Here is a 23675-nt window from a genome sequence, read left to right on the forward strand (position 1 = left end):
GTAGGGTGGAGGCGTGGCCGACCCGTCCACTTACCGACCAGCACCAGGCACGATCCCGGACGCCCCCGGCGTGTACCGGTTCCACGATGCCGATGGCCGCGTGATCTACGTCGGCAAGGCGAAAAGCCTGCGCAGCAGGCTCTCGTCGTACTTCGCCGACCTCGCTGGGCTGCACCCGCGGACCCGGCAGATGGTCACCACCGCCACCGGCGTGCGGTGGACCGTCGTCGGCACCGAGGTCGAGGCGCTGCAGCTGGAGTACTCCTGGATCAAGGAGTACGACCCGAAGTTCAACGTCCGCTACCGCGACGACAAGTCGTACCCGGTGCTGGCGGTGACCCTGCACGAGGAGTTCCCGCGGCTGCACGTCTACCGCGGCCCGCGCCGCAAGGGCGTCCGCTACTTCGGCCCGTACGCGCATGCGTGGGCGATCCGCGAAACGCTCGACCTGCTGCTGCGGGTGTTTCCCGCGCGCACCTGCTCCGGCGGGGTGTTCAAGCGGCACTCGCAGATCGGCCGCCCCTGCCTGCTCGGCTACATCGGCAAGTGCTCGGCGCCGTGCGTCGGCCGGGTCTCCGCCGACGAGCACCGGTCCATCGTCGGGGACTTCTGCGACTTCCTCGCCGGGCACACCGATCAGCTGATGCGCAAGCTGGACAAGGAGATGCAGGCGGCGTCCGCGGAGCTGGAGTTCGAGCGCGCCGCCCGGCTGCGCGACGATCTGGAGGCCCTGCGGCGTGCGATGGAGAAGCAGGCGGTGGTCCTCGGCGACGGCACCGACGCCGACGTGGTGGCCTTCGCCGAGGACGAGCTCGCCGCCGCCGTGCAGATCTTCCACATCCGCGGCGGCCGGGTGCGCGGCCAGCGCGGCTGGGTCATCGACAAGGTCGCCAATGCTGATGGCACGGAGACCGGCACCTCAGAACTCACCTCGCAGTTCCTCACCCAGTTCTACGGCGAGCAGGCGTCGCTGGCCGACCAGGCCGACGCCGGGGGCAGCCCGGTGCCGCGCGAGGTGCTGGTGCCGCAGTTGCCCGACGACGCGGACGCGATCGCCGGCTGGCTCAGCGAGCTGCGCGGCAGCCGCGTCAGCCTCCGGGTGCCGCAGCGCGGCGACAAGCGCGCGCTGATGGAGACCGTCGAGCGCAACGCCAAGGAGTCGTTCCAGCAGTACAAGCTGCGCCGCGCCGGCGACCTGACCGCCCGCTCGGCGGCGCTGCAGGAGCTCCAGGAGGCGCTGGCGCTGGACACCGCGCCGCTGCGGATCGAGTGCATCGACGTCAGCCACGTGCAGGGCAGCGATGTGGTGGCGTCGCTGGTGGTGTTCGAGGACGGCGTGCCGCGCAAGTCCGAGTACCGCCGCTTCGAGGTCCGGGAGGGTGCCGAGGGCGGCGACGTCGGCTCCATCGACGAGGTGGTGCGCCGCCGCTTCCACCGCTACCTCAGCGAAACGGCCAAGGCCGGTACCCCGGCTGAGCAGACCGGATCGGGTCCCGTCGGCGCGGCGATCGACCCGGAGACCGGCCGCCCGCGCAAGTTCGCCTACCCGCCGAACCTGCTGGTGATCGACGGCGGCGCGCCGCAGGCCAACGCCGCCGCCGACGCGCTGACGGAGCTGGGCATCACCGACGTCGCGGTCATCGGGCTGGCCAAGCGGCTGGAGGAGGTCTGGCTGCCCGCCGACCCCGACCCGGTGATCTTGGCCCGCACCAGCGAGGCGCTCTACCTGCTGCAACGGGTCCGCGACGAGGCGCACCGCTTCGCCATCAGCTACCACCGCCAGAAGCGCGCCAAGCGCATGACAAGCTCCACATTGGACGCGATTCCGGGACTGGGCGAAACCCGCCGCGCGGCGCTGCTCAAGCACTTCGGTTCGGTGCGCAAACTGCGCCAGGCCGAGGTGGACGAGATCGCCGCGGTCCCCGGGATCGGCCGCCGCACCGCCGAGACCGTGCATTCGGCGCTGGCGGCCGGCGCGGAAACCGGGCGACGCCCGGTGCCGGACGACCGGGCAGCGCCCGGCGCCGACAACGCTGAAGGGGAGAGCAGTGACTGAGGAGCAGTCGGGCATCGAGGTCGCCGTCGTCAGCGGCCTGTCCGGGGCGGGGCGCAGCACCGCGGCCAAATGCCTGGAGGACCTGGGCTGGTTCGTGGTGGACAACCTGCCGCCGGAACTGATCGCGACGATGGTGGAGCTGGGGGCGCGCTCCAGCGGCGCGGTCACCCGCGTCGCGGTCGTGATGGACGTGCGCAGCCGCGCGTTCACCGAGGACCTGGGGGCGGTGATCAAGGACTTGGACGCCCGCGGCTACAAGCCGAAAGTGTTGTTCCTGGAGGCCACCGACGAGGTGCTGATCCGCCGGTTCGAGCAGGTGCGGCGCGGCCACCCGCTGCAGGGCGAGGGCAGGCTGGCCGACGGGATCGCCGCGGAGCGGTCGCTGCTGTCCAAGCTGCGCTCCGAGGCGGACCTGGTGCTGGACACCACGAGCCTGTCGGTGCACCAGCTGCGGTCCAAGATCGAGGACGCCTTCGGCACCGAGGCCAGCACCCGCACCCGGCTGACCGTGCTGTCCTTCGGCTACAAGTACGGGCTGCCGATGGACGCCGACCTGGTGATGGACTGCCGGTTCCTGCCGAACCCGTTCTGGATCCCGGAGCTGCGCGAGTTCAACGGCCTCGACGACGAGGTCCGCAACTACGTGCTCGGCCAGGAGGGCGCGGAGGAGTTCCTGCAGAGCTACCAGCAGCTGCTGCGGCTGGTCGGGGCCGGTTACCACCGGGAGGGCAAGCGGTACCTGACGCTGGCGCTGGGTTGCACCGGTGGCAAGCACCGCAGCGTGGCACTGGCCGAGGAACTGGCCCGCCGCTTGGCCGAGGACGACGGGATGATGGTCAAGACGGTGCACCGGGACCTGGGGCGCGAGTGAGCGCCCCGCTGCGCGCGGTCGCGCTGGGCGGCGGGCACGGCCTGCACGCGACGCTGTCGGCGCTGAGCCGCATCACCTCCGACGTGACGGCCGTGGTGACGGTCGCCGACGACGGCGGGTCCTCCGGCCGGCTGCGCCGCGAGCTGGGCATGCTGCCGCCCGGCGACCTGCGCAAGGCGCTCGCCGCGCTCGCCGACACCGACGCCGACGGGCAGCTGTGGTCGACGGTGTTCGAGCACCGCTTCGGCGGCAGCGGGGCCCTCGCCGGGCACGCGGTCGGCAACCTGGTGCTGGCCGGGCTGCTGGAAGTGCTCGGCGATCCGGTCGAGGTGCTCGACCACGCCTGCCGGCTGCTCGGCGTGCGGGGCCGGGTGCTGCCGATGTCGACGGTGCCGCTGGACATGGCCGCCGACGTCGTCGGGCTGGACTCTGACCCGGAAGCGGTACGCACGATCCGGGGGCAGGTGGCGATCGCCAGTACGCCCGGACGGGTGAAACAGGTCCGATTGCACGCGAACGGAAACGAGGAACCGGCCGCCTGCCCGCAGGCCGTTCGGGCGGTGCTGGACGCCGATCTGGTGCTGCTGGGCCCCGGCTCCTGGTTCACCAGCGTGCTGCCGCACCTGCTGGTCCCGGAGTTGCACGAGGCGTTGGTGACCACTCCCGCGCGCCGCGTGGTGGTGCTCAACCTCGTCCCACAACCGGGGGAGACGGCGGGCTTCTCACCCGAACAGCACCTCGACGTACTCTCGCAGCACGCACCCCGGCTGCGGGTCGACGCGGTGTTGGCCGACGCGGACTCGGTGCCAACCCCGGATCGGCTCCGCGCTGCGGGGGCCGGAATGGGTGCGCAGACTCTGCTGGACAAGATCGCCGCGCCGGCCGTGCCGGGACGGCACGACCCGGGGGCGCTCGCGGCCAGTCTGCGCGCCGCACTGAAGAGGAGGACGGACCGGTGGCGATGACCGCGGCGGTCAAGGACGAGTTGAGCCGGTTGTCGGTGACGAAGACGTGCTGCCGACGGGCTGAGGTTTCCTCGTTGCTGCGCTTCGCCGGCGGGCTGCACATCGTCGCCGGCCGGGTGGTGATCGAGGCCGAGCTGGACAGCGGCTCCACGGCGCGCCGGCTCCGCAAGGAGGTCCACGAGCTGTTCGGGCACACCTCCGACGTGCACATGATCACCTCCGGCGGGCTGCGCAAGGGCACCCGGTACGTGGTGCGGGTGGTCAAGGACGGGGAGGGCCTGGCCCGGCAGACCGGTCTGCTCGACCCGCGCGGCCGCCCGGTGCGCGGCCTGCCCACGCACGTCGTCTCCGGCGGCGCCTGCGACTCCGAAGCGGCGTGGCGCGGCGCCTTCCTCGCGCACGGCTCGCTGACCGAGCCGGGCCGGTCCTCGTCGATGGAGGTCACCTGCCCCGGGCCGGAGGCGGCGCTGGCGCTGGTCGGTGCCGCGCGGCGGATCGGCGTGGCGGCGAAGTCGCGCGAGGTGCGCGGCGCGGACCGGGTGGTGGTCCGCGACGGCGACGCGATCGGCGCGATGCTGACCCGGCTCGGTGCGCACTCCAGCGTGCTGGCGTGGGAGGAGCGCCGGATGCGCCGCGAGGTGCGGGCGACGGCCAACCGGCTGGCGAACTTCGACGACGCCAACCTGCGCCGCTCGGCGCGCGCCGCGGTCGCCGCGGCCGCGCGGGTCGGGCGGGCGCTGGAGCTGCTGGGCCCGACGGCTCCGGACCACCTGACGGTGGCGGGCCGGCTGCGACTGGCGCACCGGCAGGCATCGCTGGAGGAGCTCGGCCAGCTGGCGGACCCGCCGATGACCAAGGACGCGGTGGCCGGCCGGATCCGCCGGCTGCTGGCGATGGCCGACAAGCGCGCCCGGGAGCTGGGTGTTCCGGACACCGAGTCCGCGGTGACGGCCGAGATGCTGGAGGCGGAGGCCTGACCTCCGAGAGGACCGGAACCAGAACCGTTGCAGAGATGCCGATCACGGGTCGCGACGGTCGCGACGGCGCAGAGCCGGCCGCTTCGCAGCACGTTCACCTGCGCTGATGCGGATGTTGTCGCGGTTCGTCGAGGGCCCGTTGCGGCTGTTGGGAGGCATCGCGGTTCCGGAGGGTGAGGTCGTTCGCCCGCCCGCGTGCGACGGCCTCGCTGGCAGATAGGGTGATGTCGAGACCATCAACCTCACCCGCCGCGTCGCCGGCCGGGTCAGTCACGAGGAGAGATCGGCGTGACCGTTCGCGTAGGTATCAACGGCTTCGGTCGGATCGGGCGGAACTTCTGGCGGGCCGCGACCGCCAGTGAGCACGACATCGAGATCGTGGCCGCCAACGACCTGGGCGATGTCGCGACCATGGCCCACCTGCTCAAGTACGACAGCATCCTCGGCCGTCTCGACCAGGAGGTGAAGGTCACCGGTGAGGGCATCGAGGTGGGCGGCAAGCTCATCAAGATCCTCGCCGAGCGTGACCCGGGCAAGCTGCCGTGGGGCGACCTGGGCGTCGACGTCGTCGTGGAGTCCACCGGCTTCTTCACCAACGCCGCGGACGCCCGCAAGCACGTGGACGAGGGTGGTGCGAAGAAGGTCATCATCTCCGCCCCGGCCAAGGGCGAGGACCTGACCGTGGTGCTGGGCGTCAACGACGACAAGTACGACGGCTCGCAGACCATCATCTCCAACGCCTCCTGCACCACCAACTGCCTCGCCCCGATGGTGAAGGTGCTCAACGACACCTTCGGAATCGAGCAGGGCCTGATGACCACGGTCCACGCCTACACCGCGGACCAGAACCTGCAGGACGGCCCGCACAAGGACCTGCGTCGCGCCCGCGCCGCCGCGGTCAACGTGGTGCCGACCAGCACCGGTGCGGCCAAGGCCATCGGCCTGGTGCTGCCGGAGCTCAACGGCAAGCTGGACGGCTACGCGATGCGCGTGCCGGTGCCGACCGGTTCGGTCACCGACCTGACCGCGACCGTGCAGAAGGACGTCTCGGCCGACTCGGTCAACGAGGCGTTCAAGACGGCTGCCGCCGACGGCAAGCTCAAGGGCATCCTCAAGTACAACGAGGACCCGATCGTCTCCAGCGACATCGTCACCGACCCGCACTCGACGATCTTCGACGCACCGCTGACCAAGGTCATCGGCAACCAGGTCAAGATCGTGGGCTGGTACGACAACGAGTGGGGCTACTCCAACCGCCTCGCCGACCTCGTCGACCTGGTCGCCAAGAAGCTGGCGTGATCTGAAGACGGTTTTCCAACCAAGACCTGAGGGACAGGTGGCGAGTCACGCGCCGCGGTGGCGGCCTACCGCTGGGAGCGGCTTCGCCACTTGAAAGCCAGTCTCCTTGAGACCCGCACGAGCTGAGCCGTCGAATCCGCCCCGGCTCGTGCGGGTCTTCCCGTAGCTATGCGAGGAGCAGACGTGAAGAACCTCGACGATCTGCTGTCCGAGGGCGTTCGGGGTCGGCGTGTTCTGGTGCGCGCCGACCTGAACGTGCCGCTGGACGGCGAGAAGATCACCGACGACGGCCGGGTGCGCGCCTCCCTGCCGACCGTCCGGAAGTTGACCGAGGCCGGTGCCCAGGTGGTGCTCACCGCGCACCTCGGGCGCCCGAAGGGCGAGCCGGACCCCAAGTTCTCGCTGGCCCCGGTCGCGCGGCGGCTCGGCGAGCTGCTCGGCGCCGACGTCGCGCTGGCCACCGACCTGGTGGGCGACTCGGCGAAGTCCGTGGTCGCGGGCCTGGCCGACGGATCGGTCGCGCTGCTGGAGAACGTCCGCTTCGACGCCCGCGAGACCAGCAAGGACGACGCCGAGCGCGGCGCGCTGGCCGATGAGCTGGCCGCGCTGGTCGGCCCGAACGCCGCCTTCGTCTCCGACGGCTTCGGCGTGGTGCACCGCAAGCAGGCGTCGGTCTACGACGTCGCCAAGCGGCTGCCCGCCTACGCCGGTGGCCTGGTGCTCGCCGAGGTCGAGGTGCTGCGCACCCTGACCGGCGACCCCAAGCGCCCGTACGTCGTGGTGCTCGGCGGCTCGAAGGTCTCCGACAAGCTCGCCGTCATCAAGGCGCTGCTGCCGAAGGTCGACAAGCTGCTCATCGGCGGCGGCATGGCATACACGTTCCTGGCCGCGCAGGGCCACAACGTCGGCAACTCGCTGCTGCAGAAGGACCAGATCGAGTCCACCAAGCAGCTGCTCGCCGACCACGGCGACAAGCTGGTGCTGCCGCTGGACGTGGTGGCCGCCGACCGCTTCGCCGCGGACGCCGAGAAGCAGGTCGTGGCCGCCGACGCGATCCCGGCCGACTGGATGGGCCTGGACATCGGGCCGCGCAGCGTCGAGCTGTTCGCCGGGATCCTCCGCGACACCGCCACGGTGTTCTGGAACGGCCCGGCCGGGGTGTTCGAGTTCCCGGCGTTCGCCGACGGCACCCGTGGTGTCGCGCAGGCCATCGTGGACTCCGACGCGTTCAGCGTCGTCGGCGGCGGCGACTCGGCCGCCGCGGTGCGAACCCTCGGACTGCCCGAGGACGGCTTCTCGCACATCTCCACCGGCGGCGGCGCGTCGCTGGAATACCTGGAAGGCAAGGAACTGCCCGGAGTGGCCGTCCTGGAAGGTGAGCGCTGAACATGGCCAGGCAGCCACTGATCGCCGGCAACTGGAAGATGAACCTGAACCACCTGGAGGCGATCGCCCTGGTGCAGAAGGTCGCCTTCGCGTTGCCGGAGAAGTACTTCGCCAAGGTCGAGGTGGCGGTGCTCCCGCCGTTCACCGACATCCGCAGCGTGCAGACCCTCATCGACGGCGACAGGCTGCTGCTCAAGCACGGCGCGCAGGACATCTCCGAACACGAGTCCGGGGCCTACACCGGTGACGTGTCCGGGCCGATGCTGGCCAAGCTGGGTTGCAGCTACGTGGTGGTCGGCCACTCGGAGCGCCGTGAGTACCACGGCGAGACCGACGAACTGGTCGGCAAGAAGGTGCGCGCCACCCTCAAGCACGGCATGTCGCCGATCCTGTGCGTCGGCGAGCAGCTGGACGTGCGCGAGTCCGGCGGCCACGTCGAGCACTGCGCCACGCAGCTGATCAACGCGCTCAAGGGCCTCAAGGCCGAGCAGGTGCGCCAGGTCGTGGTGGCCTACGAGCCGGTGTGGGCGATCGGCACCGGCAAGGTCGCCACCGCCGCGGACGCGCAGGAGGTCTGCGGATCGCTGCGGGCGGCGTTGGCGGAGAAGTACGGCAAGGAGATCGCCGACGAGGTTCGGGTGCTCTACGGCGGCTCGGTGAAGTCGAGCAACATCGGCGACCTGATCGGCCAGGCGGACGTGGACGGCGCACTGGTCGGTGGCGCGAGCCTCAACGGCGACGAGTTCGCCAAGCTCTCCGCGATGGCGGCCGGCGGCCCGCTGCCGTGACGGGTTTGCCGCAATTTCAATGGAAATCGAAGCGCTGATTTCCATTGAAATTGCGGTCCCACGGCCACTTCCCACCCCCCTGGGATCCGCCAGACGGAGCAGTGTGAGACGGTCCTGGCAGCAAAATGGGTGGACAGTGGTCAACTCGCTGTTGGTGGCCCGGTACGCTTGGTTGCGGACCGCTGTGCGAACGAGGACGTGATGACTCTTTTCCTGCAGATCATGTTGATCGTGACGAGTGTGCTGCTGGTGCTGCTGGTGCTGCTGCACCGGGCCAAGGGTGGCGGTCTCTCCTCGCTGTTCGGCGGCGGTATGCAGTCCAACCTGGCCGGTTCCAGTGTGGCGGAGAAGAACCTCGACCGGATGACGTTGTTCGTCATGGCGCTGTGGGTCATCTCCATCATCGGGGTCGGCCTGTTGATCAAGATCGGTTGATCGACCCGGCTCCCAGCCGGTCGACGACCTCGGGCCGCTTGATGGGTGAGGATGGATGACTGGTGGTAACGCCATTCGCGGCACTCGTGTGGGCTCGGGCCCCGCGGTAGGCGAGTCGGAGCGGGGAGAAGCCGCGCCGCGCAAACGGGTCGACTACTGGTGCGCCAACAGGCACCACAGCCGGCCGTCGTTCGCGATGGACGCAGAGGTGCCGGAGCAATGGGACTGCCCGCGCTGCGGACTGCCGGCGGGCTTGGACCAGGAGAATCCGCCCGAGGCGCGGCGAAACGAGCCGTACAAGAGCCACCTGGCGTACGTGAAGGAGCGGCGCAGCGATGCCGACGGGATGGCCATCCTGGAGGAAGCGCTGACCAAGCTCCGCGAACGCAAGGGCCGCTGAATCAACTGACCGGGCCGGGTGGGCGAGAAATCGCCCGCCCGGCCCGGTTGCTGTTCGGGGTCAGTCGACGTCGATCTCACCCCCGACGCGCCCGCGCGGACGCGCGGCGTTCGAAGGCCGGATCCGCACGGTCACCTGCTTCCAGGACAACGCCCTGCTCAAGAAGGTCCTGTCCGAGCGAGTCATGCTCGGCGGAGTCTGGTTCGTCCCCGGCGAGTACGTGGTGGCCGATCAGGCCGGTGTCGTGGTGATCACCGAGCCGTAGCGCCTGCCGGCGCGCGAGTCATGGCCGGTCGCGGCGGCTGGGCGCGAAGTCCGCTCCGACCGGTTGATGACGGTGTGTCACGCGATGCCCGATTGGGTTAGTTGGCGCAAATCGGCGCCGCGTCGCGGGTTGCGTCGCGGGCTACCAGGTCTGCGCGGCCCGGTGTCCCAGGCGCGCGGTGCCCTCGTCGGGTTCACCCGTCGATTTATCGCATCGTTATTTCGGCGAGGTTCGCGCGTTACGATCATTCCCGAAATTTGTTCCGGAAAATGATTCGACATCGGTTGCCTGCTCCCCCATCGGGCTAATGTCCGGTTGCACCCATTTGTGATTTGTTTTCTAGCGTTCCGTTCTAATAATCTCCGTAGCGAGATGGCGGGGGCGTCTGAGCTGGTAAGGAGGAAGCAATACTGCACCGGACGCGGGTCTTTCGACCCGTTCTTCCGGCTGTTCCCGTCGTCCGCCGCAGAATGTTTCAGGGATACGAACGGGAGAAGAGTTGAACTACGGAACCGCGCTTCGCGGGGAAATCCTGTCCGACCAGATCACTCCGCTAATCGGTGTCTACGACATGTTCTCGGCCTCGATTTCCGCCAAGCACTATTCCGGGATGTTCATTTCCGGTTTCGGCTTCGCTGCCTCGCATTACGGATTGCCCGACATCGGATTCATCGCGTGGCCGGACATCGTCGGTTTCGTGCAGCGCCTGCGGCTCGCCTTCCCGCGGCAGCACCTCCTGGTGGACATCGACGACGGTTACGTCGACCCCGAGGTGGCCTGTCACGTGATCGAGCAGCTGGAACTGATCGGCGCCTCCGGCGTGATCCTGGAGGACCAGAAGCGGCCCCGCCGGTGCGGCCATGTCGACGGCAAGCAGGTGCTCCCGCTGGAGGAGTACCTCGACAAGCTCGAACTCGTCCTCGCCACCAGGCGCGACCTCGTGGTGGTCGCCCGCACGGACGCCACCGAGGAGAAGGAGATCCTGCGGCGCGCCGAGGCCCTCTCCGAGACCGATGCGGACGTGCTGCTGGTGGACGGGGTGCGCAGCATCGAGTGGATCGAGAAGGTCCGCAAGGTCATCGGCGACAAGCCGTTGCTGTTCAACCAGATCGCGGGCGGGAAGTCGCCGCGCGTGTCGCTGCCGGAACTGCAGGACCTCGGGGTCGACGTCGCGATCTACAGCACCCCGTGCCTGTTCGCCGCGCAGCAGGCGATCGACGAGGCGCTCAGCGAACTGCGCCGGCAGGACGGGCGGTTGCCGGAGGTGCGGGACGGCCGGGGCGGCATCGCGGCCGCGCAGGGCCTGTTGGAGCAGAACATCAGCAGGCGTCACTCGAAGCGCGTCCCGCTGGGCGTGTGATCGGGAGGTGGACATCCGCATCCACCGGCCGGCCGCGGCATCCGGCGCGGCCGGCCGGTGGTCGCTCACGACTGGGGAGGTGAACTCTCGATGACCATTCTCGCCCGAGTGCGCCCGGATCCGTACGTGGTCGCACTGCTGCTGGTGGCGATGACAGCCGTGCTGGTGCCCGTTCGCGGCGAGCCGGCTCTCGTCCTGGACCAGGCGGTCAAGCTGGCGATCGGGTTCCTGTTCTTCCTCTACGGGGCCCGGTTGTCGACCGCCGCGGCCTGGGACGGGCTGCGGAACTGGAAGCTGCACGGGGCCACCCTGACGACCACGTTCGTCCTCTTCCCGCTGCTCGGCATGGCCGCTTCGGTGCTGGTGCCGGCGGTGCTGCCGCAGTCGCTGTACCTCGGGGTGCTGTTCCTGTGCCTGCTGCCGTCGACGGTGCAGTCGGCGATCACCTTCACCTCGTTGGCGGGCGGGAACGTGGCCGCGGCGATCTGCGGATCGTCGTTCTCCAACCTGCTCGGCGTGCTGTTCACCCCGTTGCTGGTGGGGCTGCTGATGACCAGCGGCACCGGCGGTTTCACCGTGCAGGCGGTGCGCGACATCGTCCTGCTGCTGCTCGTGCCCTTCTGCATCGGACAGTTGCTGCGGCCCTTGGCCGGGGAGTGGATCCGCCGCCGCGCCAAGGTGCTCGGGTTCCTGGATCGCGGCGTCATCCTCGCCGTGGTGTACCTGGCGTTCAGCGAGGGAACGGTTTCCGGTGTCTGGCAGCAGCTCAGCCCGGCGGGATTCGGCGTGCTCATCGTCGTCGACGGCGCGCTGCTCGCCGCGGCGCTCGTCGGGACCGCGCTGCTCGCGCGGTGGTTCGGGTTCTCCCGCGGCGACCGGATCGTGCTGGTCTTCTGCGGTTCCAACAAGAGCCTGGCCAGTGGGCTGCCGATGGCCTCGGTGCTGTTCGGGAGCGCGGAGCTGGGGTTGATGGTGCTGCCGCTGATGATCTACCACCAGATGCAGCTGATCGGGTGCGCCTGGCTGGCCCGCCGCTTCGCCAAGCAGGCGGCCGAATCCGTCGGCGTGGGCTGACGCCCCGACCGAGATCGTCTACCGGAAAGGAGTTCTGTAATGCGGGTTTTCGGCCGTTCGGCGGGTCTCGCGACGATGTCCGGGGTCCTGCTGGCCGCCGCTGCAGGGACGGCGCACGCCGGGCCCAGCAGCGACGGGCACAGCGACACGAGGGGCGTCGCGCTCGTCCAGTTCAGCAACAACGGCGACAGCCTGATCGAAGTCGACCGGACGCTCAACTTCAACTCCGGCGATGGCAGCGCCGGATCCGACAACGACAACTGACCGACCGTCCACACCGGACTCGCGTCCGGTGTGGACCGCTAATGGTCCGCGTAGTGCTCGCGGACCACCCGGGCCATGGCTTCGGCGGCGTTGGTGGTCAGGGACTTGGCGCTGAAGTAGATGTCGCCTCTGACGCCGCGGTGCCTGCTGTTGAGGCTCAGGTGAGCGGAAAGCTCCCCGGGATCGGTCCATCCCTCGTTGCCGACCAGGTACGCCGCCTGGCCGATGTAGAGGTCCACGCCGGTGCCCGAGACGGTCTTGGACCACCACGGGATCAGGGCGGCGTAGTCGGCGGCCGGGTGGCCGATCTGCCAGTAGACCTGCGGGGCGATGTAGTCGACCCAGCCCTCGCGCACCCACTTACGGGTGTCGGCGTAGATCGCCGAGTACGACTCCAGGCCCTTGGTGTCCGAGCCGGCCGGGTCGCTGGCGGCGTTGCGCCAGATCCCGAACGGGCTGACGCCGAACGCCGCGTCCGGCTTGGCCTGGTGCACCCGGGCGTCCAGGCCGGACACCAGCTGGTCGACGTTGTGCCGCCGCCAGTCCGCGATGTCGGCGAAGTCCTTGCCGTGCTCGGCGAAGGTCCTCTCGTCCGGGATCTTCTGGCCCTCGACCGGGTACGGGTAGAAGTAGTCGTCGAGGTGCACGCCGTCGACGTCGTAGTTCTCGACCGCGTTCATGATCGCGTCGGTCACGAACGCCCGGGCCTGCGGCACACCGGGGTCGTAGTACAGCTTGCCGCCGTAGGCGAACGTCCACTCCGGGTGCTTGCGCGCCGGGTGTTCCGGGACGAGGGCCTGCGGATCGTCCGTCATGCTGATCCGGTACGGGTTGAACCAGGCGTGGAACTGCAGGCCCCGCTTGTGCGTCTCGTCGATCACGAACCTCAGCGGGTCGTAACCCGGGTCCTGGCCCTGCCGGCCGGTCAACCAGTGCGACCACGGCTCGAGCGGCGACGGCCAGAACGCGTCGGCCGTCGGTCGCACCTGGACGAACACGGCGTTGAGCCTGTTCGCGACGGCCTGGTCGAGCAGCTTGCGGTACTCGTCCTGCTGCGCAGCGGCGGATAGCCCCGGCTTGCTCGGCCAGTCGATGTTCTTCACACCGGCGATCCACATCCCGCGCATCGCGGTGCTCGGCGCCTTCGCCGCGGCTCCGGTGGTGCCGAGGATCCCGAGGAGGATCGCCACCAACCCCAGCGCCAAGCCCAACACGTCCGCCCGGAGCCGACGCAATCCCTGAGTGCGGGTCATCCCAGCTCGCCTTCGCCACTGATCGACAACTGCGCGCCAAAGGGTACGGCCAACACCCTTCCCGCGCTGCATTGGCGAGGAATTACCACGTCGCCTGATCTGGTCGGTCCCGGCAGGACGAGGTCCGAACCCCGCCGGAACCGACGGCTTCGCAGCGCGTCAGGAAGCGCCGAAGGCGAAGGGCACCGTCGGTCGGCCTTCGCCGGTTGTCGGCCGTCGCCGGTCGAAGGTGCCCTTCGCCCTTGGCGGGATCAGTTTCTGGTGGGGATGGCCGATGCCGCGGTCGGGTCGAGGAGCCAGAGGGTCCGGTCCCGGCCGTGGGCTCCCGCCGCCGGGATGTCCACCGGCTTCGCGCCGCCCAGCGCCGCCGCCACCGGCTCCGCCTTCGCCGGACCCGTGGTCATCAGCCACACCTCGGACGCCGCCTTGATCGCCGGGAGCGTTAGGGAGATCCGCGTCGGCGGCGGCTTCGGGCAGTCGTGCACGCCCACCACCGTCCGCTCAGATTCCTGCACGTACGGCGTTTCCGGGAACAGCGACGCCGTGTGCCCCTCTTCGCCGACGCCGAGCAGCAGCACGTCGAAGTGGGGGACCGCGATGTCGGTCGCCCGCGAGGCCGTGGTCGCCAGCACCTCCGCGTAGTGCGCCGCCGCCGCATCGGCGTCCGGCCCGAACTTGCCGTCCGACGGGGCCATCGGGTGCACCCGTTCCGAGGTCACCGGCACGTGGTCCAGCAGGGCGTGGCGGGCCTGGGTCTCGTTGCGGTCCGGGTCGCCGTCCGGCAGGAACCGCTCGTCGCCCCAGTACACGTCCACGTTCGCCCAGTCCACCGCGTCGCGGGCGGGAGAACCGTTGACCTGTTCGAGCACGCCGATGCCCGTGCGGCCGCCGGTGAGCACCACCGACGCCACGCCGTGCGCGGCCTGCGCGTCGACGATCTTGGTGATCAGCCGGGCCGCCGCAGCGGCCGCGAGCAGCTCGCCGGTGGCGTGCACGACCACTTCCGGCCGGGTCATGAACCGGCCTCTGCCGGCTCGGTCTCCGCCGCCGGTTCTTCCTCGCCGCGGACGATCGTGTCCAGGCCCTGCAGGGTGGCCTCGTAGATCTCGTCCGCGTCGAGGCGGCGCAGTTCCTCGGTGAGGCAGTCGCGCACCTCGCGGCGCTGCAACGACACCCGCCGGTCCGGCTGGCCCGGCTGGGTCAGCGTCCCGACCTTGCCGTCCTGGCGGACGATCTCCACGTTGCCCGACGGGCGCTCCAGCACCGCTGCGACGATGCCCGGCCCGCGCGGGTGCTCCAGCCGGCGCACCGGGATTCCCAGGTAGCTGGCCAGCCACGCGGCCAGCAGGTCGGTCGACGGCGAGTCCGCCGCACCGGTGACCGTGGCGGCCGTGACGGCATCGTGCGGCGGCAGGTCCATCGCCGCCGCCAGCATCGCGCGCCACGAGGTCAGCCTGGTCCAGGCCAGATCCGTGTCACCGTCCGCATAGGACTTCACGCGCTTCTGCAGCGAGGCGATCGGGTCCGCTTCGGCCGCCGCGTCGGTGATCCGGCGGTGCGATAGCGCGCCGATCGGGTCCTTCGCGGGGAACTCCGGGGATTCCGTGGGCCACCACGCCACGACCGGCGCGTCCGGCAGCAGCAGCGGCACCACCGAGCCGGCGCCCTCGTCGGCCAGCGGCCCGTACAGCCGCAGCACGATGACCTCCGAGGCCCCAGCGTCGCCGCCGATGCGGATCTGGGCGTCCAGCCGCGGCGCGGCCTGCCGCGCCCCGCTGGCCACCACGATCACCCGGCACGGGTGCTCCCGGCTGGCGTCGTTGGCGGCCTGGATGGCCTTCTCCACCTCGGTGCCGTCGCCGGTGACGATCACCAGCGTCAGCACCCGGCCCAGCGCGACGGCACCGCCGGTCTCGCGCAGTTCCACCAGCTTCTTGTTGACCTGCGAAGTGGTGGTGGACGGCAGATCGATGATCACGGTCGCCTCCAGACGCGTCCGGTTCGGGCCAGCATCGCGTCCGCCGACGGCGGACCCCACGTCCCGGCCTTGTACGGCTCGGGTTTGCCGTTGACTGCCCAGTTGTCCAGCACGGGGTCGAGGATCCGCCAGGACAGCTCGACCTCCTCGTTGACCGGGAACAGCGACGGCTCGCCCAGCAGCACGTCCAGGATGAGCCGCTCGTAGGCCTCCGGCGAGGACTCGGTGAACGCGTGCCCGTAACCGAAGTCCATGGTCACGTCGCGCACCTCCATCGAGGTGCCCGGCACCTTCGCGCCGAAGCGCATCGTGATGCCCTCGTCCGGCTGCACCCGGATCACCAGGGCGTTCTGCCCGAGCTCCTCGGTCATCGTGCTGTCGAACGGCAGGTGCGGGGCGCGCTTGAACACCACCGCGATCTCGGTGACCCGGCGGCCCAGTCGCTTGCCGCTGCGCAGGTAGAACGGCACCCCGGCCCACCGCCGGCTTGCCACCTCCAGGGTGATCGCCGCGTAGGTCTCGGTGATCGAGTCGGACGCGAAACCGCCCTCCTCGTGCAGGCCCGGCACCAGCGAACCGCCCTGCCACCCGCCGGTGTACTGGCCGCGGGCCGTGGTCTGGTCGAACGGGCCGACCGGCTTGGTCGCCGACAGCACCTTGATCTTCTCCGCGCGCAGGTCCTGCGGGGAGAACGAGACCGGCTCCTCCATCGCGGTGAACGCCAGCAGCTGCAGCAGGTGGTTCTGGATCACGTCGCGGGCCGCGCCGATGCCGTCGTAGTAGCCGGCACGCCCGCCCAGACCGATGTCCTCGGCCATGGTGATCTGCACGTGGTCCACGTAGTGCGCGTTCCAGATCGGCTCGAACAGCTGGTTCGCGAAGCGCAGCGCCAGGATGTTCTGCACCGTCTCCTTGCCGAGGTAGTGGTCGATGCGGAATACCGACTCCTCGGGGAACACCTCGTTGACGATGCCGTTGAGCTGCCGCGCGCTCTCCAGGTCGTGGCCGAACGGTTTCTCGATGACCACCCGCCGCCAGCTGCCGCCGGACTGGTCGGTCAGCCCCGAGCGGGACAGCTGCTTGAGCACCGTCGGAAACGCCGAGGGCGGCACCGACAGGTAGAACGCGTGGTTGCCGCCGGTGCCGCGTTCGGCGTCGAGCTGCTTGACCGTCTCGGCGAGCCGGTCGAAGGCGCCGTCGTCGTCGAACGACCCCGGCACGAACCGGATGCCCTCAGCCAGCCGGTCCCAGACGTTCTGGTGGAACGGGGTCCGCGCGTGCTCCCGGACCGCGTCGTAGACGACCTGGCCGAAGTCCTGGTCGGCCCAGTCGCGGCGGGCGAAGCCGGTCAGCGCGAAGCCCGGCGGCAGCAGGCTCCGGTTGGCCAGGTCGTAGATCGCCGGCATCAGCTTCTTGCGGGACAGGTCACCCGTCACGCCGAAGATCGTCAACCCGCACGGGCCGGCGATCCGAGGCAGCCGCTTGTCCCGCGGATCGCGCAGCGGGTTGTGCCACTGTTCGCTTCGAGTCACGCCTGGTCCTCCAAGGAGCGCAGGTGCTGCACGGCCTTGACCAGCTCGACGAGCCCGGCCGCCCGGTCGGTGAGGTGCAGTCGCAGCACCGGCCGGTTGCGGTCGGCGAGCACTTGGCCGTCGCCGAGCGCCTGGGCGCGCTGCAGCCCGGCCAGCGTGTACGGCCGGTCCGGGACCTCCAGGTCCTCTTCGGCCGCGCCGGTGATCTGCAGGAACACGCCGTTCTGGTGGCCGCCCTTGTGGTACTGGCCGGTGGAGTGCAGGAACCTCGGTCCCCAGCCGAAGGTCGTCTGCAGCCCGGTGCGGCGCGCCAGCTCGGGCCGCAGCACCGCGGTCGAGGCGTCGTCGAGGCGGTCCAGGTACGCCTGGACGGCGAGGTAACCGCCCTTCGGCGCGGTGGCCAGGAAGGCCCGCAGCGCCTCGGTCACGTTGCCGACGCCTGCGGTCAGCCAGTCGCCGGAAGGGTGCACCTCGATCGCGCCGTCGACCAGCGCCGGGGTCGCGGCCGGGCCGCCGGCCGGGCCGTCCAGCAGCGCCCGCGCGGCCTTCTTCGCGGCTTCCACGTCCGGCTGGTCGAATGGGTTGATGCCCAGCAGCCGACCGGCCACCGCGGTGGCGAACTCCCACAGCAGGAACATGCCGCCCAGTGGGCCGGCGGTGCTGATCTGCGCGCCGTCGACGGCCGGCCCGACGGCCACGGTCGTCGCGCCGGCACCGGCGTCGGCGAAGCCGGGGGCGTCGATGTTCTCGACGACGACGGGCAGCAGGCCGGTGCCGTTCTTACCGGTGGACTCGGCGATCAGCTGCTCGACCCAGTCGCCGAAGCCCGCGATGCCCGAGCCGGTGTCGGCGAAGACGACCTTCTCGGACCCCTTGGCGTGCGCCGCACCCAGCGCCGCGCCCAGCCGCAACGCCGGGTTGCCGGTGTCATCGGCGCTCAGCCGCCGGAACGCGGCAGCGGCGTCGTCCAGCAGCGCCGCGACGTCGGCACCGGCCAGCCCGGCGGGCACCAGCCCGAAGGCGGTCAGCGCCGAGTAGCGGCCGCCCACGTGCGGGTCGGCGGTGAAAACCTTGCGGTAGCCCGCCTCGCGCGCCGCAGACTCCATCGGCGAACCGGGGTCGGTGACCACGATGATGCGGGTCACAGGATCGATTCCGTTTTGCGTGAAAGCCCGCTCGAAGATCCCGCGGTGGCTGTCGGTCTCGACGGTGGTCCCGGACTTCGAGGAGATGACCAGCACGGTGCGGTCGAGGTCACCGGCCAGCGCGTCCGCGACCTGCCCGGGGTCGGTGGTGTCCAGCACGACCAGCGGCACGCCGGCGGTCGCGGTGATCACCTCCGGAGCCAGCGACGAGCCACCCATCCCGGCCAGCACGATGCGGTCCAGGCCCTCGGCGTGCAGTTCGGCGCGCAGCGCGTCGATCTCGGCGAGCAGCGGACGCGAGCTCTCGTGCAGCGTCGTCCAGGACAGCCGGATGGATGCCTCGCTCTCGGCGTCCGGACCCCACAGCGTGGCGTCCTGGGCGGCGAGCTTGCCGGCAACCTCATCGGCGGCCAGGCGCTCGACCAGCGGTCGGGCCTCGGCCGCTAGCGCAACATCGGGAATGTCGACGGAGGTTTCGGTTGCCATGTAGTTCCTTCAGCGCTCGATCCAGTTGGGCTCGAACCCTAGATCGATCCGGGGGATCCTGGGTTCGATCTTGGAAGCCAACTTCGTGCGACCACAGTGTCGCCGATCCGGGCCGGTGCGGCAGGTGTGCACCGGCCCGGATTTCCCGGAGACTTCGGCAGTTGTTTACTTCGCCTGGTCCAGTTGCCGGCCCACGGTCTCCAGCAGTTCGGTCCAGGACTTCTCGAACTTCTCGACGCCCTCGCTCTCCAGCACCGCGAACACGTCGTCGAGGTCGATGCCGATCTTGGCGAGGTCGTCGAAGACCTGCTGCGAGGCGGCGGCGGTGCCGGTGACCGTGTCGCCGCGCACGTCGGCGTGGTCCGCGGTGGCCTTCAGGGTCGCCTCCGGCATGGTGTTCACCGTGTTCGGCGCGGCCAGCTCGTCCACGTAGCGCGTGTCGGAGTAGGCCGGGTCCTTCACGCCGGTGGACGCCCACAGCGGACGCTGCGCCTTCGCGCCGGCGGCCTCGAGAGCCTTCCAGCGCTCGGTGCCGAAGACCTCCTCGTAGGCCGCGTAGGCCAGCCGCGCGTTGGCGATCGCTGCCTTGCCGCGCAGCTCCTCACCACCGGCGAACTTCTCCAGCCGCTTGTCGATCTCGGTGTCCACCCGGGACACGAAGAACGACGCGACAGAGGAGATCTGGGCGACGTCGTGACCGCCTGCCTTGGCCTGCTCCAAGCCGGCTAGGAAGGCGTCCATCACGTCACGGTAGCGCTGCACCGAGAAGATCAGCGTGACGTTGACGCTGATGCCCTCGGCGAGCACGCGGGTGATCGCGGGCAGGCCCTCCACGGTGGCCGGGATCTTGACCATCAGGTTCGGCCGGTCCACGGCTTTCCACAGGTCCACGGCCTCGGCCACGGTGCGCTCGGTGTCGTGCGCCAGCCGCGGGTCGACCTCCAGCGAGACCCGGCCGTCGACGCCGCCGGTGGACTCGTAGACGTTGCGGAAGATGTCCGCCGCGTCCCGGACGTCGGCGGTGGTCAGCTCGCGCACCGTGTCGTCGACGCTCGCGCCGCGGGCCGCCAGCTCGCGCACCTTCTCGGTGTAGTCGGCGGCGTTGGACAGCGCGTTGGCGAAGATCGTCGGGTTGCTCGTGACGCCGACGACCGCCTGGTCGGTGATCAGCTCGGCGAGGTTGCCCGAGGAGATCCGCTGCCGGGACAGGTCGTCCAGCCAGATCGAAACCCCGGCCTCGCTGAGCGCCTTGAGGTTCGGGTTGGTGGTCAAAGGAATTCCTCCGCTCACGCCTGCTGGGCGTTGCTCAGAGCCTCTAGGTAATCGTGATCTTGTTCTGAAGCGGCGTCAGCCGCTTAGCCCACGCTCGCAGGACGACCACCCGCGGGTTCTCAGACGCTTCCTGGCGAGGACAGCCCCTCCGCCGCGTATCGGACCATACATAAGGAGGGGCTCCCACAGTCCAGGGAGCGTCTGAGGTTCCACTAGGTGGCCACCTACGCAAAACTAGTTTGTCAAGCCTTTTCCAGGCTGCGTCGGGCCGCCGCGACAACTGCGTCGGCGGTGATGCCGAACTCGTTGTAAAGGGTCTTGTAGTCGGCCGAGGCGCCGAAGTGCTCGATGGACACCGACTCACCGGCGTCCTTGACGAACCGGTACCACGGCATGGCGATGCCGGCCTCCACCGAGACGCGGGCCTTGACCGCGCTCGGCAGCACCGACTCGCGGTAGGCCTCGTCCTGCGCGTCGAACCATTCGACGCAAGGCATCGACACCACGCGGGTGGCAACGCCGTCGGCCTCCAGGATCTTCCTGGCCTCGACGGCCAGCTGGACCTCGGAACCGGTGCCGATCAGCACGAGCTCGGGCTTGCCGTTGCCGGCCTCGGCCAGCACGTAGCCGCCCTTGGCGACGCCGTCGGCGTCCACGCCCTCCAGCGTCGGCACGCCCTGGCGGGTCAGCGCCAGGCCGGCGGGGCCGCTCGGGTCTTCCAGGATGGCCTTCCACGAGGCCGCGGTCTCGTTGGCGTCGGCCGGGCGGACCAGCGAGAAGCCGGGGATCGCGCGCAGCGAGGCGACGTGCTCGATCGGCTGGTGCGTCGGGCCGTCCTCGCCCAGGCCGATCGAGTCGTGCGTCCACACGAAGATGACCGGGGTCTTCATCAGCGCGGCCAGCCGGACGGCCGGGCGCATGTAGTCGCTGAACACCAGGAAGGTGCCGCCGTAGGGGCGGGTGCCGCCGTGCAGCGCGATGCCGTTGAGGATCGCGCCCATCGCGTGCTCGCGGATGCCGAAGTGCAGCGTCCGGCCGTACGGGTTGGCGTTCCAGGTGCTGGTGGAGATCGACTCCGGGCCGAACGAGTCGGCGCCCTTCATCGTGGTGTTGTTGCTCTCCGCCAGGTCGGCCGAGCCGCCCCACAACTCGGGCAGCACGTCGGCCAGCGCGTTGAGGACCTCACCGGAGGCCTTGCGGGTGGCGACGCCCTTGCCGTCGGCCTCCCAGGTCGGCAGCTTCTCCTGCCAGCCGGCGGGCAGCTCGCGGGTGGTCAGCCGGTCCAGCAGCGCCTTGCGCTCCGGGTTGGCCGCCGCCCACTCGTCGAAGGCGACCTGCCAGTCGGCGCGCGCGGCCTTGCCCCGGGCGCCGGCCTCGCGGGCGTGGGCCAGCACGTCGGCGTCCACCTGGAAGGACTGCTGCGGGTCGAAGCCCAGTGCCTGCTTGACCCCGGCGACCTCGTCGGCACCCAGCGCGGCGCCGTGCGCCTTGCCGGTGTTCATCTTGGTCGGGGCCGGGTAGCCGATCACCGTGCGCAGCACGATCAGGGTCGGGCGGGCGCTCTCGGCCCTGGCCGACTCGATGGCCTCCAGCAGGCCCTTGACGTCCTCGCCGCCGTGCACCACGAGGACCTGCCAGCCGTAGGACTCGTACCGCTTGGCGGTGTCCTCGGACAGCGCGATGCGGGTGTCGTCCTCGATGGAGATCTCGTTCGCGTCGTAGATCACCGTCAGGTTGCCCAGTTGCTGGGTCCCGGCCAGCGACGATGCCTCGGAGGTGATGCCCTCCTCGATGTCGCCGTCGGAGGCGATCACGTAGATGTGGTGGTCGAACGGGCTCTCACCCGCGGCGGCCTCCGGGTCGTACAGGCCGCGCTCGCGACGGGCGGCCATCGCCATCCCGACCGCGGTGGCCAGGCCCTGGCCCAGCGGGCCGGTGGTGGTCTCGACGCCGTCGGTGTGCCCGTACTCGGGGTGGCCCGGCGTCTTCGAGCCCCACTTGCGCAGCGACTTCAGGTCGTCGATCTCCAGGCCGTAGCCGGCCAGGAACAGCTGCACGTAGAGCGTCAGGCTCGAGTGCCCGGCCGACAGCACGAACCGGTCGCGGCCGATCCAGTCCGGGTCGCTGGGGTCGTGCCGCATGACGCGCTGGAACAGCGCGTAGGCGGCGGGCGCCAGGCTCATCGCGGTGCCCGGGTGGCCGCTACCGCAGTTCTCCACCGCGTCGGCGGCCAGCACGCGGGAGGTGTCCACCGCGCGCTGGTCCAGTTCGGTCCAGCCTTCGGGCAGGTGCTTGGTGGTCAAACGGGCAAGGTCGTCGGTGACGGACACGGACGCAGCTCCAAGTTTCCTTCGGCGGTTTTCCCTACAACGCGGAGAATGCGGTCGCTGCTGGACCGATTCGAACCGCGGTTATCCCTCGTCCGACGGGCAGCCTAGTCGTGTCCGATCAGCCACGTGCCGACCCGTCTGCATTGGTGTTCCCCGCCCATCGGAAGCGGGGAGCGGCGGCGCCCGACACTGCGCCTGGAAGACCACGGTTGCCCCATCCGGGTGACACCGGAGGCTCGGCTACTGCCTGCCGGTGCCCTGCGATTTCGCGTTGAAGGGCGACCCGTTCGGCGATCGTGGCGGGAACCCGGCCAGGATAGCGGCGAAGGGGCGTGACCAGGGCCACCAGCCCCGGCGCGGGGCCCCGGCGACGACCCGCGCGAGGCCGCGTTCAGTAGCGCGCCTACTATTCATGGTCGGTCCAATTCGGCGCGATCCGGGTTGTGCCAGGTCGTCCGAAACGCCTTAGGAGTGCCATGCCGCCGGTGAGCGCAGCGTCGTGACCACCGTCGTCGACGCCCCCCGGACACCGCACGCTCGGCGGCCCGCTGAGCTGCTGAAAGCCTATACGGGGCTGATCAAACCGCGAGTCATCGAGCTGCTGCTGGTGACCACCATCCCGGCGATGCTGCTGGCCGCGCGGGGCATCCCGTCGCCGTGGCTGGTGCTCGCCACGCTGATCGGCGGCACCATGGCGGCGGGCAGCGCGAACGCGCTGAACTGCGTCGCCGACGCCGATATCGACCAGGTGATGAAACGCACCCGGGCCCGCCCGCTGGTGCGGCACACGGTGACCACCCGGCACGCCCTGGTCTTCGGCATCGTGCTCGGCGCCGGGTCCTTCGGCTGGCTGTGGGCGACGACGAACCTGCTGGCCGCGTCGCTGGCCGTCGGCACGATCCTGTTCTACGTCTTCGTCTACACGCTGGTGCTCAAGCGGCGCACCGCGCAGAACATCGTCTGGGGCGGCGCCGCGGGCTGCATGCCGGTGGTGATCGGCTGGGCCGGGGTGACCGGCCGGGTGGACTGGCCGGCGCTGGTGATGTTCGGCGTGATCTTCTTCTGGACGCCGCCGCACACCTGGTCGCTGGCGATGAAGTACAAGGACGACTACGAGCGCGCCGGCGTCCCGATGCTGCCGGTGGTGGCGCAGCCGGTGTACGTGTCGCGGCAGATCGTGGTGTTCACCTGGCTGATGGTGGCGTGGACGCTGCTGCTGGTCCCGGCGACCGGCTGGCTCTATGCGGCGTTCGCGGTCCTCGCCGGGGCGTGGTTCCTGTTCCTCGCGCACCGGCTGCACGCCGCTACCAAGCGCGGCGAGAAGACCAAGCCGATGAAGCTGTTCCACATGTCCAACACGTACTTGATGATCGTGTGCGTGGCCCTCGCTGTGGACTCCGCGCTGAGCCTGCCCGTGCTGGGCTGGCCGTTCTGAGCCGGTTTCCGCGCTTCTGACCCGGTTTCCCTGCTCGTCCGGTGCGCGTGTCCGGTGCGGGTGTCCGCAATTTCAATGGAAATCAGACCTTCGATTTCCATTGA

General features: G+C 70.1%; 20 protein-coding genes and 1 pseudogene. 14 read left to right on the forward strand and 7 right to left on the reverse strand.

Annotation, left to right across the window (positions count from 1 at the left end):
- Positions 1–13: 13 nt before the first annotated feature.
- The 13 genes and pseudogenes from uvrC to DL519_RS41175 all read left to right on the forward strand — a co-directional run bounded on the left by uvrC (position 14) and on the right by DL519_RS41175 (position 12140).
- Positions 14–2056 (forward strand): excinuclease ABC subunit UvrC, encoded by a 2043-nt coding sequence (uvrC, locus tag DL519_RS41120; RefSeq protein WP_190822987.1) that lies wholly within the window; start codon positions 14–16, stop codon positions 2054–2056.
- On the forward strand, positions 2049–2927 hold the full coding sequence (gene rapZ, locus DL519_RS41125; RefSeq protein ID WP_010310747.1) for an RNase adapter RapZ: 879 nt from the start codon (positions 2049–2051) through the stop codon (positions 2925–2927). Before uvrC ends, rapZ begins: the two co-directional genes overlap by 8 nt.
- Positions 2924–3892 (forward strand): gluconeogenesis factor YvcK family protein, encoded by a 969-nt coding sequence (locus tag DL519_RS41130; protein WP_317891426.1) that lies wholly within the window; start codon positions 2924–2926, stop codon positions 3890–3892. The genes rapZ and DL519_RS41130 overlap by 4 nt, the downstream gene beginning before the upstream one ends.
- Entirely contained in the window at positions 3883–4869 is a 987-nt protein-coding gene (gene whiA, locus DL519_RS41135) for a DNA-binding protein WhiA (protein ID WP_190822989.1), read from the forward strand. Before DL519_RS41130 ends, whiA begins: the two co-directional genes overlap by 10 nt.
- Before the next feature lie 288 nt (positions 4870–5157).
- Positions 5158–6168, forward strand: a complete 1011-nt coding sequence (gene gap, locus DL519_RS41140; RefSeq protein WP_190822991.1) for a type I glyceraldehyde-3-phosphate dehydrogenase — start codon at positions 5158–5160, stop codon at positions 6166–6168.
- 183 nt (positions 6169–6351) lie between these two features.
- Positions 6352–7554 carry a phosphoglycerate kinase gene (locus DL519_RS41145; RefSeq protein WP_190822993.1) on the forward strand — a complete coding sequence of 401 codons (1203 nt, stop codon included), beginning with the start codon at positions 6352–6354 and terminating at the stop codon, positions 7552–7554.
- Between the two features lie 2 nt (positions 7555–7556).
- Positions 7557–8342 (forward strand): triose-phosphate isomerase, encoded by a 786-nt coding sequence (gene tpiA / locus DL519_RS41150; RefSeq protein WP_190822995.1) that lies wholly within the window; start codon positions 7557–7559, stop codon positions 8340–8342.
- Positions 8343–8543: 201 nt separating this feature from the next.
- Positions 8544–8777, forward strand: a complete 234-nt coding sequence (gene secG, locus DL519_RS41155; RefSeq protein ID WP_010310736.1) for a preprotein translocase subunit SecG — start codon at positions 8544–8546, stop codon at positions 8775–8777.
- A gap of 55 nt (positions 8778–8832) precedes the next feature.
- A complete protein-coding gene (locus tag DL519_RS41160) occupies positions 8833–9177 on the forward strand; it encodes an RNA polymerase-binding protein RbpA (RefSeq protein ID WP_190822997.1) in 345 nt (114 codons plus the stop codon).
- 97 nt (positions 9178–9274) lie between these two features.
- Positions 9275–9352, forward strand: a pseudogene (locus tag DL519_RS47880) (ribonuclease E activity regulator RraA); the annotation flags it as partial.
- Positions 9353–9941: 589 nt separating this feature from the next.
- Positions 9942–10802, forward strand: a complete 861-nt coding sequence (locus tag DL519_RS41165) for an isocitrate lyase/PEP mutase family protein (protein WP_190822998.1) — start codon at positions 9942–9944, stop codon at positions 10800–10802.
- Between the two features lie 90 nt (positions 10803–10892).
- Positions 10893–11876, forward strand: coding sequence for a bile acid:sodium symporter family protein (locus DL519_RS41170; RefSeq protein ID WP_190823000.1), 984 nt, complete (start codon positions 10893–10895; stop codon positions 11874–11876).
- Positions 11877–11915: 39 nt separating this feature from the next.
- The gene (locus DL519_RS41175) at positions 11916–12140 is read left to right on the forward strand and encodes a hypothetical protein (RefSeq protein WP_190823002.1); all 225 of its coding nucleotides are present in this window, start codon (positions 11916–11918) and stop codon (positions 12138–12140) included.
- Between the two features lie 38 nt (positions 12141–12178).
- On the opposite strand, the gene DL519_RS41180 is transcribed toward DL519_RS41175, so the two are convergent.
- The 7 genes from DL519_RS41180 to tkt all read right to left on the reverse strand — a co-directional run bounded on the left by DL519_RS41180 (position 12179) and on the right by tkt (position 22136).
- Positions 12179–13393, reverse strand: a complete 1215-nt coding sequence (locus tag DL519_RS41180) for a glycoside hydrolase family 10 protein (RefSeq protein WP_190823004.1) — start codon at positions 13391–13393, stop codon at positions 12179–12181.
- Positions 13394–13644: 251 nt separating this feature from the next.
- Positions 13645–14409: a 6-phosphogluconolactonase gene (gene pgl / locus DL519_RS41185; protein ID WP_190823006.1), complete on the reverse strand. Its 765-nt coding sequence runs from the start codon at positions 14407–14409 to the stop codon at positions 13645–13647.
- Positions 14406–15371, reverse strand: coding sequence for a glucose-6-phosphate dehydrogenase assembly protein OpcA (gene opcA, locus DL519_RS41190; protein WP_190823007.1), 966 nt, complete (start codon positions 15369–15371; stop codon positions 14406–14408). Before opcA ends, pgl begins: the two co-directional genes overlap by 4 nt.
- A complete protein-coding gene (gene zwf, locus DL519_RS41195) occupies positions 15368–16903 on the reverse strand; it encodes a glucose-6-phosphate dehydrogenase (RefSeq protein ID WP_190823009.1) in 1536 nt (511 codons plus the stop codon). Before zwf ends, opcA begins: the two co-directional genes overlap by 4 nt.
- A complete protein-coding gene (locus DL519_RS41200) occupies positions 16900–18534 on the reverse strand; it encodes a glucose-6-phosphate isomerase (RefSeq protein WP_190823011.1) in 1635 nt (544 codons plus the stop codon). The genes zwf and DL519_RS41200 overlap by 4 nt, the downstream gene beginning before the upstream one ends.
- 165 nt (positions 18535–18699) lie before the next feature.
- Positions 18700–19806 (reverse strand): transaldolase, encoded by a 1107-nt coding sequence (gene tal, locus DL519_RS41205; protein ID WP_190823013.1) that lies wholly within the window; start codon positions 19804–19806, stop codon positions 18700–18702.
- 242 nt (positions 19807–20048) lie between these two features.
- Positions 20049–22136, reverse strand: coding sequence for a transketolase (tkt, locus tag DL519_RS41210; RefSeq protein WP_223840089.1), 2088 nt, complete (start codon positions 22134–22136; stop codon positions 20049–20051).
- Positions 22137–22635: 499 nt separating this feature from the next.
- Here tkt and DL519_RS41215 point away from each other — a divergent pair, with 499 nt between their 5' ends.
- Positions 22636–23571, forward strand: a complete 936-nt coding sequence (locus DL519_RS41215) for a heme o synthase (protein WP_190823015.1) — start codon at positions 22636–22638, stop codon at positions 23569–23571.
- Positions 23572–23675 lie beyond the last annotated feature (104 nt).

It is taken from the genome of Saccharopolyspora pogona (assembly GCF_014697215.1).
GTDB classification, from domain to species: Bacteria; Actinomycetota; Actinomycetes; order Mycobacteriales; family Pseudonocardiaceae; genus Saccharopolyspora; species Saccharopolyspora hattusasensis.